This window comes from Ruminococcus sp., from assembly GCF_017549005.1.
Taxonomy (GTDB): Bacteria; Bacillota; Clostridia; order Oscillospirales; family Ruminococcaceae; genus Ruminococcus.
The window spans coordinates 152,363-165,883 of the sequence record NZ_JAFYYT010000003.1 but is presented as its reverse complement, the minus strand read 5'-3'; the positions used below and the strand labels follow the sequence as shown (position 1 = coordinate 165,883).

General features: G+C 49.2%; 11 protein-coding genes. 1 reads left to right on the top strand and 10 read right to left on the bottom strand.

Annotated features, from left to right (window positions below):
- The first annotated feature begins 71 nt into the window (after window positions 1-71).
- The gene (locus IKW96_RS02175) at window positions 72-485 is read left to right on the top strand and encodes an NUDIX domain-containing protein (RefSeq protein WP_296569785.1); all 414 of its coding nucleotides are present in this window, start codon (window positions 72-74) and stop codon (window positions 483-485) included.
- Between the two features lie 114 nt (window positions 486-599).
- Here the strand turns inward: IKW96_RS02175 and IKW96_RS02170 are convergent, their stop codons facing one another.
- The 10 genes from IKW96_RS02170 to IKW96_RS02125 form a co-directional block, all read right to left on the bottom strand.
- Window positions 600-1,727, bottom strand: coding sequence for a DUF4317 domain-containing protein (locus tag IKW96_RS02170; RefSeq protein ID WP_296569784.1), 1,128 nt, complete (start codon window positions 1,725-1,727; stop codon window positions 600-602).
- A gap of 282 nt (window positions 1,728-2,009) precedes the next feature.
- Window positions 2,010-2,744, bottom strand: a complete 735-nt coding sequence (locus IKW96_RS02165; RefSeq protein ID WP_296569782.1) for a cohesin domain-containing protein — start codon at window positions 2,742-2,744, stop codon at window positions 2,010-2,012.
- A complete protein-coding gene (locus IKW96_RS02160) occupies window positions 2,734-5,076 on the bottom strand; it encodes an ATP-dependent Clp protease ATP-binding subunit (protein WP_296569780.1) in 2,343 nt (780 codons plus the stop codon). Before IKW96_RS02160 ends, IKW96_RS02165 begins: the two co-directional genes overlap by 11 nt.
- 70 nt (window positions 5,077-5,146) lie before the next feature.
- A complete protein-coding gene (locus tag IKW96_RS02155; protein WP_296569777.1) occupies window positions 5,147-6,043 on the bottom strand; it encodes a hypothetical protein in 897 nt (298 codons plus the stop codon).
- Window positions 6,044-6,114: 71 nt separating this feature from the next.
- Window positions 6,115-7,287, bottom strand: a complete 1,173-nt coding sequence (locus IKW96_RS02150) for a DUF5711 family protein (RefSeq protein ID WP_296569775.1) — start codon at window positions 7,285-7,287, stop codon at window positions 6,115-6,117.
- A gap of 26 nt (window positions 7,288-7,313) precedes the next feature.
- Complete coding sequence (gene truA, locus IKW96_RS02145) at window positions 7,314-8,075, bottom strand: tRNA pseudouridine(38-40) synthase TruA (RefSeq protein WP_296569773.1); 762 nt, start codon at window positions 8,073-8,075, stop codon at window positions 7,314-7,316.
- Window positions 8,035-10,938 carry a YfhO family protein gene (locus IKW96_RS02140; protein ID WP_296569771.1) on the bottom strand — a complete coding sequence of 968 codons (2,904 nt, stop codon included), beginning with the start codon at window positions 10,936-10,938 and terminating at the stop codon, window positions 8,035-8,037. Before IKW96_RS02140 ends, truA begins: the two co-directional genes overlap by 41 nt.
- Window positions 10,939-10,960: 22 nt before the next feature.
- Entirely contained in the window at window positions 10,961-11,764 is an 804-nt protein-coding gene (locus IKW96_RS02135; protein ID WP_296569769.1) for an energy-coupling factor transporter transmembrane protein EcfT, read from the bottom strand.
- Window positions 11,765-12,628 carry an energy-coupling factor transporter ATPase gene (locus IKW96_RS02130; RefSeq protein ID WP_296569766.1) on the bottom strand — a complete coding sequence of 288 codons (864 nt, stop codon included), beginning with the start codon at window positions 12,626-12,628 and terminating at the stop codon, window positions 11,765-11,767. It abuts the gene before it with no gap.
- A gap of 32 nt (window positions 12,629-12,660) precedes the next feature.
- Window positions 12,661-13,515: an energy-coupling factor transporter ATPase gene (locus tag IKW96_RS02125; RefSeq protein ID WP_296569880.1), complete on the bottom strand. Its 855-nt coding sequence runs from the start codon at window positions 13,513-13,515 to the stop codon at window positions 12,661-12,663.
- Window positions 13,516-13,521: the final 6 nt, after the last annotated feature.

Here is a 13,521-nt window from a genome sequence, read left to right as displayed (position 1 = left end):
AAAAAAGCGGCATTTAAATTAATGAACTGCTTTTATTCTGCCCTAAAAACAGGGGCAAGAAAGGATAATATATGCTTCACGAGAAATCATGCGGCGCGATTGTCTACAGGAAATACCACGGCAATACGGAAATTCTGCTGATAAAGCATATCAACAGCGGTCACTGGTCCTTTCCGAAAGGACACGTTGAAAATGGCGAGACCGAGATTGAGACTGCTCGTCGTGAGATAATGGAAGAGACCTCGATCGACGTAATTATTGACCCGACATTCAGAGAAACGGTGACCTATTCACCCAAAAAGGACACCGTAAAGGTTGTCGTTTACTTCCTTGCAAAGGCGAAGAATGTGGATTTTTCACCGCAGGAGGGAGAGATAGCAGAGATACGCTGGGTGGATATATCCTACGCAGCAAATATTCTTTCCTACGAAAACGACCGAACCATCGTTGCCAAGGCAAAGGCGGCTATAAAAGAGAATCATTGAAAAAATCCCTCACTGTTGTGAGGGATTTTTCAGCCTGTAGGGACTGCCTTTGGCAGCCTGCAAACAAAACAAAACGGACGCCAACATGGCGTCCGTGCTAACGGCTAAGAGCTGTTACAGAGTAACAGGCAGCCCATTTATCTCGATAGTCGGGTCGTCGATATCAATAAGGAGACACCTTCTGCCGTCTACCACGCTTGTGCGTACCTTATCCGCCGCTGAGGGCTTGATATTCACAGTGATACCCGGGGAGGTGAGAACGGTCTTGGTCTCTACAAGATTGGCAGCCGTAAGGGGAGCTGTTCCGCAGACCTTTTCGTATACGGGCTCGACCATATTCGCGCGCTCCTCGGGAAGTCCCACATCAACAAGGATATCCCTGAGCTTTGCGTTGTCGATAACGACTCTGTCCGTATCGTCCTTGTTCTCCTCAACGACCTCCTGTATCTTCTCGTTTACGGTCTTTATGAGCATATAGTCAAGGTCGTCGCCAACAACGTTCTTGAGAATGCTCTGGAAGCTGTTCTTCTCGCTCTCAGCCGACATAACAAAGCTGCAGCCCAGCACGTTTTCCACAACGGAAACGTTCGGCGACTTCACATTCTTTGTGTAGTACATAACGTGATTGATATCGGAGCTCCTGTTGCTGAAAACAGGATAAAGGAAGCCGTCCGAGGGAGCTTTGCTGATAATGAGCTCGGTATTGACCTTTTTGGTTATCTCGTTTCCGACGCTGTCGAATATAAAGCCGTCCTTGCTTGTATTCACGGGACAGATAGCCGTGAGGATATAGCGGTATATCTCGTCATCGCCCTCTGCGAACTCGTCGTTCTTGTCCTTTTTGCGGATAGTATATGTACAGTAAGAGGTTATCACCGCGAAAGGGCCTGTGTATGCGATATTATTGGCGATATGGTTGAGGAACTCCTCACAGGCGATATCGTCCTTGAGCTCGGAGGTGAGGAGGGTATAAAGGATATTCTGCGGCTGTCCCTCGTCGTAGGCTTCATTGGGGAACTCATACTCCACAAAAGCCTTGCCTACATTAGTGTTGAGGACCTTTTTCAAAGTCTCGTCGTAAACATCGTGCTCCTCCACAGGCATGGTAAGACAGGAGCTTACATTGTGGTATCTTACGTTCTTATCCGCGTCGATAAACGCTGTAAGAACTCGCTCCATAATGAAAAATCCGCTTTTATCGGAGAAATTCTTCTTTATTTCTGCTGTTTCCTTTTTATTCATTGTATTTTTTCCTTTCTTTTGCAGTCTGAAACTGCATAACATTACGTTTATATAAATTTAATTATTATTATTGAGAAAAAACATTTGAAGAAGGTCTCTTCGTATCTTTTCCCGAGCCTTTATTTGATTTTTTCCGACATAGGACGACCAACAGCAGCAAAGCCGCTTATCGATCTTTCATGGTCGTCCTGTGTCGGAAAAATTCAGCTAAAAGTCTTTGGAAAGGGGTTCGGGGAAGAACCTTTCCTCAGAAAGGTTTTCCCCGATAAATACGTATTAAATTTATCTTACTGTAATGCTGCCGCCCTGGAGATGTTCAAAGGTATACTTCTCATATGAGATATCGTCGCTGACATTTCTGAACATATCCGAATCCATGAAGAAGTATCCGAGGTCGTAGACCGTTCCGGGCTTTGCGTCGTCGGGCACCTTGAAGTAGAACGTAGCTATATCGCCGTCCGTTCCTGCGCTGTCCCAGAATATGGCGGTAAAGAACAGTGAACGTTCGTGATTCCTGATGAGCTCCTCGTCAAGGTTATCCTGCCATTCCATAGCTACAAAGCCTGCATTCTTCTTTATAGCAGGACCCGGCTCGTACTTGACGTCGCGTGTTTCCTCGTTCTCGAGCTGACATTTGAGCACCTCGGGGTAGGTTATATGGATACCGCAGTTGTTCCAGTTATCGCCCGTACCCTTTACAGATACCGTAACGGCTGCTATATCTCCGGGCTTTGCGGTAACGTCTGCTATTTTCAGCTCGGGACCGCTTTCTATCTCGGGAACATCTGCAAACTTGAGTCTCATGAGCTCCATGCTCTCGGTTATCTCGCCGTTGCTGCCCGATGCGGCGTTATTGCCGCCGTTCTGGGAGTTGTCCGTTTTTTCGTCCGATTTCGGGACAGTTCCAACTGTAGTCTTTTCCTTTTCCTCGGGCTTTGAGGAGCCGTCCGAAAGACACCCCGTCAGGGACGCCGCAACCAGCACTGAAAGCAGCGCCGCCATGATCTTACGCTTCATTTTCTGTATTCTCCTTTCTGCCCTCAACGGCAAATGCACCGTCCTTGACAGATATAACTATCTTATTTATGCTTGATGCCTTTTCTATTATGAGGTCGGCAATGCTGTCCTCTATCTCCTGACGGATAACACGGCGGATATCTCTTGCGCCGTATGGCTTTCCGAAGGACTTCTCCGCGATAAGCTCAAGAGCTTCCTTTGTGTACTCGAGAGTTATATCCTTTTCGGCAAGAGGCTCTTTCATCTCGTCGAGAGTAAGAGCTGCGATATCGGCGTAGTTCTCCTTGGTGAGATCCCTGAATACAACTATCTCGTCGATACGGCTGATGAACTCGGGACGGAGGAAATCCCTCAGACCCTTCATGGCCTTTTCGCGTGTTATCTCGTTCTCTGTACGGTTGAAGCCAACGCCTATGCTCTTGTCGGTAGAGCCTGCGTTTGAGGTCATGCAGATGATAGTATTCGCAAAGTTTACCGTTCTTCCGTGAGCGTCGTCCACCTTGCCCTCGTCAAGTATCTGCATGAGTATATTCATTACATCGGGGTGAGCCTTCTCTATCTCGTCGAAGAGTATTACCGAATACGGCTTGCGGCGCACCTTTTCGGTGAGCTGTCCTGCCTCGTCGTAGCCCACATATCCGGGAGGCGAGCCTATCATTCTCGCAACCGAGTGCTTTTCCATATATTCCGTCATATCAAGCCTGATAAGCGGATCGGGCGAGTCAAAGAGCTCCTCCGCAAGTACCTTTACCAGCTCTGTCTTGCCCACGCCGGTAGGTCCAACGAATATGAAGGACGCAGGTCTGCGGCGTTTGCTGAGCTGTACCCTTGTACGCTTGATAGCCTTTGTAAGGACTCCTACAGCCTCTTCCTGTCCGACGACTCTCTTTTTCAGAGCCTCGTCAAGTCTTGCTATCTTGAGGAATTCATTCTCTGCTATCTTGCTTGCAGGTATACCCGTCCAGCGCTCAACTACCTTTGTAACGTCGGACTCCTCAACATTTACGCTGTCAGCCTTTTTCCTGAGCTCCTCACCGTCATCGCGCAGGTGTATGAGCTTGCCCTTGACCTCTGCAAGAGCCTGATAATCTATTTCTTCCTGTTCGGATAAGGATCTCTCCATATCCTCAAGCACCTTTATTTCCTTTTTGTTCTTTTCGTACTCCCCTATCTCGGGCGAACGTATGGAAGCATAGGCGCAGCTCTCGTCCATGAGGTCTATGGCCTTATCGGGGAGGAAACGGTCAGTGATGTATCTCTCTGAGAGTACGGCACAGACTCTCACAAGGTAATCGGATATGTGTACCCTGTGGAAATCCTCGTAATACTTCTTTATGCCCACAAGGACGTTTACTGTATCCTCGATAGTGGGCTCGTTGACTGTAACGGGCTGGAAACGTCTTTCAAGGGCGGAGTCCTTTTCGATGTACTTTCTGTACTCGCCGAAGGTAGTCGCGCCTATTACCTGTACCTCGCCTCTCGAAAGGGCAGGCTTGAGGATGTTTGCGGCGTTCATTGAGCCCTCTGAGTCTCCTGCGCCCACAAGGTTATGCACCTCGTCGATAAAGAGTATGATATTGCCCTCACGCTTTACCTCGTCAACAAGTCCCTTTACACGGCTCTCGAACTGTCCGCGGAACTGAGTTCCGGCAACGAGAGCTGTAAGGTCGAGAAGATAAAGCTTCTTGTCGGCAAGGTTGAAGGGAACGTTTCCCTCGTTAATACGCAAAGCTATACCCTCTGCGATAGCCGTCTTACCTACACCGGGTTCACCGATAAGACAGGGATTGTTCTTTGTACGTCTTGAAAGTATCTGTATAACACGATCTATTTCCATGTCTCTGCCGATAATGGCGTCGAGCTTTCCGTCAGCAGCCTTCTGCGAAAGATTGGTGCAGTAGCTTCCCAGGAACTTTGGCTCCTTGGGCTTTTTGTCCTTGCCGCGTCCGAAAGGGCTGTTCTTTCTGTCCTTGTTGTCGTCATCGGACTTCTTGTTCCCGAAGAGGCTTCTCGGGTCAAATCCGCCCTTGCTGCTGTCGCCGCCGTCGCTGTCAGAGTCACTGCCGCCGAACATATTCGTGATAAAGTCGGGAAGTACGCCCGAGCCGCCCATTTCAAAGCTGTCTCCGTCGAGCATACCGAGCATCTGGTCTGAGAGCTGGTCAAGCTCCTCGTCGGTGATGCCGAGCTTATCCATATATTCCTTTATCTGCGGGATATTCTGCGACCTCGCACAGGAAAGGCAGAGTCCCTCATTCTTCTTTTCGTTGCCCTGAACAGAGGTGATGAACACCACCGCAGGTCTTTTTTTGCATTTACTGCACATTATCATCAGGCAGTTCCTCCTGTAGTTAGTTATGACCGTTCCGACCGTCATTACGGTATGAACGGTATATTTATGATTACCATGTCCTTATAAAGGAATAGAAATATTTAAAGATATAGGTCTTGTCTATCGCCTCGTGATTGAAGAACAGCATTTTGTCGTTGCCCGTTATCACGTTGAGACGTATTATAACAGCGATAGCAAGTATTATCGCAGCCGCCTTGCCGACACCTATGATAACTCTCAGGGATACGGTAAAGAAGCCGTTTTCCGTATGGTCGTTCCTGCTGAACGAGTGAGCTATTGCAAGGAAAATAAGCAGCAGTACCACAAATGCTATGAGGTATATGATAAGTCTTATCAAAGTCGTGTACGGCGGCTGGACATAGTTCTTTACAAGGAACTCAGCGGCCGGCTTTGTATCGTACTCATCACCTAAAAGCTGCATGAACTGCCAGTATTTCTGGGGGTTCTTTCTTATCTGCTCGGCAGCGTATTCCGCTGAATACGGGCTGAGCTTCTTTGCTATGAAATTGCTTGCGGATACGGCATAACAGTCATGGAGCTTAACGGTGAATGTCTCCTCGTCGTCCAGCTGCTTGCTGTTCATATGCCTGATATAATCGTATATCTTGTGGTCCACATCTTCTCCCGAAAGATAGAACTGCTCTATCTTATCGCGGTTGACTGTGACATAGTATCCCATACCGTTTATCTGGGAACATAACTCCGCAGCATAATCGTTCTCTGCGATAGTAAAATTCATTTTTTTCACATTGCTTCCGTACAATGCGCTTTCAGCTATACTGCCTGCAAGCGTCGTACTCAGCGAAAAGCTGATAAAAACAGCAAAGATATAGCCGACTATTGCAGCCGAGGCTTTAAGAAGCCCTTTCCTTAAAGTCAGAAAAATACAAATAAGGACCACTGCTGCTACGATAACATCGTAAAACCACCAAAATTGTTCTCCCATACGCTTCGCGCCGTATCGTGCTACCTACGGCGCTGCCTCCTTTCGGGTAATTAATTGATCAATGATCAGAGTCAGCTTTCATAATCTATACGATCTATTTTATTATAGCCCTTCAGGAAAATATGATCATCACTGCGTACAAAGCCTGTATATGAGTCGCTTACATCAGCCACGGAACGGAGTCCGCCGTTGAAATCGTATGCCATTATCCTTCCCTGGCACATTACGTATGCAAGATCCTCATAAATGGTAACGTCAATTGACGGCTCCTCGAGCTCAATGACGAGTGCTTCGGCATTTTCGCCGCTGAAAAGAGCCATGACGTATTTTCTTCTATCCTCGTTATTTACTATAACTGCTGAATTGCCGTTCTCACTTGAGCCTGCGACGAAATCTCCGTCATATGAATAATATGAGCTGATCTGTCCGCTGCGGTCAACATAACCGCAGGCTTCAGATCCGAGTACGAAGGCACCGCCTTCATATCCGCAGACTCTGAGACCGAATGTATTAAGTCCTGGGGATGTCCATTGTTCATCTTTTTCACTGAAGCTGATCTTCTGCACCTTTGTAACGAGCTGGCCGTTTTCAGCTGAGATATAGCTCAGCACGCAGCCCCTGCTTCCGTCAATGAAGCTCAGATCGCTGGCTCTCTCGATACATTTTCTTGTGTATATGACTTCACCCCTTTTGTCATATACGACCAGTTCACAGCTGTAATTTTCAGAAGTAGTTACTACTGCTGCATATCCCTCCTCGCTGATATCAGCAAAGAGTATCTGGTTTTTTGCGAAAGTCTTGGTGTAGAAGATCTGATCCTCGTCCTCCACACTGAGCTCGTTTCCGCCCTGTTCATAAACAAGGGTCCGTCCGCCCGCATTGCGAAGCACCGTATTCGTATATGTATGCTGTCTGCGCTTGAGAAGAGCGCCGTCAGTATCATAGTAATAGGTGTACGTATCGCTGAGGAGCGTCATCCTGCTGCCCGAAAGGCTTAGCTGGTAATCCGCTCCGCCGCTGACCTCTATAGGGAAGTTTCCCTCGGCCAGCTGACCCGAGTTGACGATGGTCCTGTATTGTTCTCCTATGCCCCTTAATTTATTATACCACTTATCGCGGGTAAAATAAAGCCCTGTTCCGATAATTGCTGCCAGCAGTATACAGATCAACTGCCTCTGTCGCTTTCGCCGCTTCATCCGATTTTTCTGATCGACGATATCTTCGGCGTCATAAACCTTAGGCAAGCTGGCACCTCCTTTTTGTTCTTTTCCTATGTCTCTTTAAGAAGCTCCTCCTCGCTGTAGAACACGCGGTTCAGATACAGTCCGTGAGCCATTGCCGTTCTGCCTGCTTTAAGGCGGTCTTTTGCGGCAAGTATAGCAGGTATATCGTCGGGAGCTATCCTTTTTTCGCTCACGTCGATAAGAGTGCCTGCAATTATCCTAATCATATTATACAAAAAACCGTTGCCTTTTACAAGCATTATCACAGAATCTCCACTATTTTCTATTTTGAAAGAATAAATAGTCCTTACGGTGGTGGAAACATTTGTACAGTCAGCACAAAACGATGAAAAATCGTGGGTTCCCACGAGATATCCTGCGGCTTTTCGTGCAGCCTCGATATCGAATTTTCTCCTGTAATGCAGCATAAGATCCGCTGCAAAGGGATTTTTCGACTCGCTGCAATGCATTTTGTAGATATATTCCTTTCCCTTGCAGTCGTACCGCGCATGGAAATCCAGCGGAACGTCCTCACAGCTGAGAATGGATATATCGTCGGGGAGCTCGCCGTTCACACCTCTGCAAAAGCCGAGACAGTTTATATTGCTGACGGTCTTTACGTTAAAGCAGAACATATTCGCGTGAACTCCCGTGTCTGTCCTTGAACAGCCTGTTACCGTCACAGGCTCGTTCAGCACCTTTGAAAGCTTGTTTTCCAGCACCTCCTGCACCGTCAGAGCGTTGTTCTGGCGCTGAAAGCCGTGGTACTTAGTGCCTCTGTAGGCTATGGTCACTTTCAGGTTCCGCATTGCCCGCCTCCTTTTCAGCAGCAGCCCGCCCGTCGTAAAGTACTACCTCCGAGTCCTCGACTCTGCCGATATGGTCATCGGGGTGGGGAATGCCGAACTGATCGTATATAGCCGCTCCCTGCCTGTAGGTGGAGGTATCGACGTTTTCCCCGGCTTCGCGCTGTATTGCCGCAGCGTGTTCCTTACGGCGGATCCTGCGCTTTCTTTCGGCGTATGTGATGAATATCACAAGCGCCGCGCTGAGGAATGTTATGGTAACTCCGGGTGCAAAGCCCTCGGGAGTGTACTCTATCCTGATATCATGCCCGCCGCTGCCGACTTTTACACCGAGCATGGCCTGCAATACCTTGAAGGTCTCGGCTCTTTCGCCGTCGATATATACTTTCCAGCCCTTTTCGTAGGGTATCGACAGGAAAAGCACTCCGTCCTTCTGAGCATTTATCTTACCGCTTATTTTGCGGTCGGTGAATTTGTCTATTTCCAGCTGTTCATCGGCCAAGTCATTGTAGAACGCCTCAAAACGCTCCTTTTTCAGAGCATAGACCATAAGCTTGAAGTTGCCTGTCTTGTGCTTCTCGTTGGAGGTTATCTTTACTGTGGACTCCTCACCTGCCTGACCGTTGCCCATAGGGAACACGATAGGATAGCTTTCGATGAGCTTGCCCGAATCTATGGTATCCTCGCCGCACTTTATCTCGAGGTGGTCGCAGGTACCGCCCGAACCGTTGGCATAGCCGTAAATGTAGCTTCCGTCGATACAGTCATAGGTGTAGGTAGCGCTGCCTGTAGGCTCTTCCGTATTGTTCTGGAAGGTGTAGTTGCCGTAGCCGTTCTTTGAGACCTCAAGGCCGTCGTACTCTGCAAGAGCCACGGGCTGCGGAACGAAGAACTCCTCCTCATTGTCCGTGAGGTGACGCACAAGGCTGTTCTGGTACTCAAAGGGATTAGCCGTGCTGCTGTCCTCCATGTCAAGCACCTTTTCGCTTACCATGAAGCCCATTGACAGCGGATAGCGGTTCCTGTAAAGCGTCGAGCTGCCTGCTGTACGGATATCCTCCATTACCCAGTCCTCGGAGTTGAGCACTCCACCCTTTTTCACAAGGTATTTTATGCTGAAAAGGGAATTGACAACAGGAGTGGAAGTCCTGTAGTAGTAGCGGTTTCCTGCCTCGGAGGCGTAAAGTCCGAGCCTCTTGCAGAGAGTCGTGACCGAAACGTTTGCCGCCGACGAGAACTGTGAAAGGCCGTAGTAGCCGTAGAGCGCACTGTCGTTGAGGGTGTAGGTCTGAGTCATCTCCGTCCTGTAGAAGGGCGTTTTGTCATTCTCCCTCTCATATTTCAGGAGAGCCTCAACGTCGTCGTATGTTGCAGGATATTCGGTGTAGCTGGTGGTATCGACGGTCTGCACGCCTATCTGCGCGTTGCTTATGAACTCGCTGAACATTGCCGCAGCAAGCACGAAGGTCATGAGAATGTTACGCGTCCTCTGAGTTCTGAACGGAAAGACCTTTGCAGCCACGAATATGAGCCAGAATGCTCCTGCGATGATAGCGGAGCTCTTTATGGCTCCTTCAAATTTATAGTCAACGCCCCGGGATATCTTGTACAGCACAAAGACAGCCGAGGGAGCTATGAGCATGAGTACAAGGTGATATATCTTTATGCCCCTCGTCAGTATGACGTCATAAGCCCTGAATGCCGCCGCAGCAAGCACAAAGCTGAATATGAACGCAAAACGGTAGGGTATCTGATTGGTGAAATGGAATCCGTGCCATATGTAGTTGAGGATATTCATGTTGCAGCTGACGGCTATAACGCCAAGCATTATTACAGCTGCTATCTTCTCTCTTATCTTTATGCCGAATGCGAAGATGAACACTCCGAACAGCATAACTGCCAGCATTCCGCAGGCGAAATTCGGGAGTCCGTCCACCTTTGTGGGCTCGCTGTACGAAAGGAGATTTCCGAATATCTTCTTCCAGTCCTCATAAAAGGATATTTCCTTTGGCATGGAGTTGTTTGCACTGTAGGTCAGTTTAAGACCGAAGTATGCAGGGAGCAGCATGAACGCTCCGAGACCTATGCCCAGCGCCGATGAACGGAACATGAGCAGCAGTTTCCTGAACCAGTCCCTGATCCCTCTGCATTCGATAATGCTTGAAGCCGCAAACATAAATATTGAAAATATACATGTAAAATATCCGACATAGTAGTTCGCAATGAGCGAAAGCGCAAGGCTGAGCGTGAATATCTTCCACCTGCCCTCTCTGCACAGCATCACTATTCCCAGCATTGCCAGCGGAAAAAGCGCTACCGTATCGAACCACATGACGTTCCAGTAATATCCGAGAGTATAGCTGCAAAGGGCGTATGCCACGGAGAACATACATATTGAGAAGTCCCTGCGCCTGTAGGTGTATCTCAGGAACGAGCTGAAAAATGCTCCTGCAAAGCCTATCTTTGCCGCAAGTATGAATGTGAGCGCGTCCCTTTCTCCGCCCTCTCCGAAGAATACCGAAAGCCAGTTCAGCGGACTTGCCGCATAGTAGGATATGAGCGACAGGAAGTTTGTGCCAAGTCCGTTTTCCCATGAATACAGGAACGAGCCGCCGCTCACGAGTTTCTCGCGCACTACCCTGAAAAACGGGTAGTACTGGTGCCACAGGTCAACTACAAGTATCTGTCTGTTTCCAAAGGGGTGTATCCCGAACATTCCGAACGCATAAAGCATTATGGAAAAAGGGATAAGAAACGAAAGTATAAAGTACAATACACCCTTTTCGTACATTATACGGTAAAATTTTCCTTTTCTGAACCGCTCCAGCTTTAATCGCGCAGCAGCTCTTCTTTCTTCTTTGTTCATTGTTTTCCTCTCTGTGATCCGCTCAGACGAGCTTGCCCAGCACGATAACTCCCACAAGGAAAAGTACCGTTACCGCAAGGGCTATATAGTCCCTCGGGGCGGATTTGAGCTGTCTCAGTCTTGTTCTTCCCTCTCCGCCGTGATAACAGCGGCACTCCATAGCTGTTGCGAGCTCGTCCGCACGTCTGAATGCGGATATGAACAGCGGAACAAGTATGGATATGAGGTTCTTTGCTCTCGTTGCGAAGCTTCCTGTATCTATTTCAGCTCCGCGGGCTTTCTGTGCGGACATTATCTTGTCGGTCTCCTCTATGAGCGTAGGTATGAACCTGAGGGCGATGGACATCATCATCGCAAGCTCATGCACGGGGAACTTCACTTTCCTGAGGGGCGAGAGCAGCCTCTCGATAGCGTCCGTAAGTGTTATGGGCGATGTCGTATATGTCAGGAGAGATGTTCCCATGATGAGGAGCACTATCCTTATGACCATGAATAAGCTGGTGTTCAGTCCGTCCTCGGTTATCCTGAGGAATTTCCACTTCCAAAGCACCTCTCCGCTGCTCATGAGCAGAAGATTGAGGACAGCCGTGATGACAAGGAACGGAAGAAGCGGCTTCACGCTCTTCCAGAACATCTTCACGGGTATGCGCGAAAGCAGTATCGCACCGAAGGTGAATGCAGCCCCCACCGCAAGGCATATGTAATTGCCTCCCGAAAAGAGCATTATGATGTATATGAGCGTGATAACTATCTTGAATCTCGGGTCGAGCCTGTGGATGATACTGTTTCCCGGGAAGTACTGTCCGATGGTGATATCCTTCAGCATTCAGCGTACCTTCCTTTCGTTCAGCTGCCTCAGCAGGAGGTCGCGGGCATATCCCACTGTGAATACTTCCTTGCCGAAGTCGAGACCTCTGCGCCTTAGCTCTCCGAAGACTCTGGTTATCTGCGGTACGTCGAGACCTATCTCCGATATTTCGTCGGCTCTTGCGAACACTTTTACCGTTTCGTCGTAGCAGAAGAGCTTCGCCCTGCTCATGACCAGTATCTTGTCGGCAAAGGAGGCTATATCCTCCATGCTGTGAGAAACGATGAGTATGGTATTCTTTGTGCGCTCGTGATAGCGCTTTATATGCTCGAGTATCTTGTCTCTTCCCGCAGGGTCAAGACCTGCGGTGGGCTCGTCGAGTATGAGCACTCTCGGCTCCATAGCCATAACGCCTGCGATAGCCACACGGCGCTTCTGACCGCCCGAGAGCTCGAAGGGCGAGCGCTCCAGCAGCTCCTCCGGAAGCCCTATATCATGGGCTGTTGCAAGTACCCGTCGCTTTATCTCCGCTTCGTCAAGTCCCATATTCTTAGGGCCAAAGGCGATGTCCTTGAAAACCGTCTCCTCGAATATCTGATATTCGGGATACTGGAAAACAAGTCCCACCTTGAAGCGGACGTCGCGTATCCTGTCCTTGTCCTCCCATATGTCCTTTCCGTCAAGAAGAACTTTTCCCGACGTGGGCCTGAGAAGTCCGTTGAAGTGCTGTATGAGCGTGGACTTTCCCGAGCCTGTATGCCCCATAACGCCTACCATTTCGCCCTCATCAATGCTGAGGCTCACATGGTCGACGGCTGTTTTTTCAAAGGGCGTGCCCACGCTGTATGTATATGTAAGTTCCTGTGTTTCAAGGATAGCCAATTCTATTCTCCTTTTCTGCAGCGGCAGACGATTCAGTCTGCGAACAGTTTTTCTATTGCCGCAACGCACTCCTCCTCCGAGATTATCTCGGGAGAGATGTCGCAGCCTGCCTTTCTGAGCTCCCATACGAGCTCTGTCACCTGCGGTACGTCAAGCCCTATGGCTTTCAGCTTTTCCACCTGTGAAAAGACCTTTTCGGGAACATTGTCGAGGACGACCTTTCCCTTGTCCATTACCACCACGCGGTCGCAGTCCGCAGCCTCGTCCATGTAATGGGTTATAAGGACTATGGTTATGCCCTGCTCGCGGTTCATGCGGTGTATGGTGGCAAGAACTTCCTTTCGCCCCTGAGGGTCGAGCATGGCAGTGGGCTCGTCGAGTATTATGCACTTTGGCTGCATGGCGATAATGCCTGCTATGGCAACTCTCTGCTTCTGTCCGCCCGAGAGCTGACTCGGCGAGTGCATCCTGTATTCGTACATTCCCACAGCTCTGAGGCTTTCGTCCACGCGCCTCCGCATTTCCTCATATGGTACGCCGAGGTTTTCGAGGGCAAATGCCACGTCCTCCTCGACTATTGACGATACTATCTGATTATCGGGATTCTGGAATACCATTCCTGCTCTTTGTCGGAGCTCGAACAGCTTGTCAGCGTCCTTCGTGTCTATACCGTCAACCGTTACCGTTCCCTCGGTGGGGAGCAGTATGGCGTTCAGGTGCTTTGCAAGAGTGGATTTTCCGCAGCCGTTGTGCCCCAGCACCGCTACGAACTCACCCTGCTTTATGTCAAGGTCTATGCCCTTGAGGACTTCGACGGGTTCCTTACCCTCTTCGTCTGGCTCATAGGCGAAATGCAGACCTTTTATTTCGATTATATTTTCCATAATTATCCC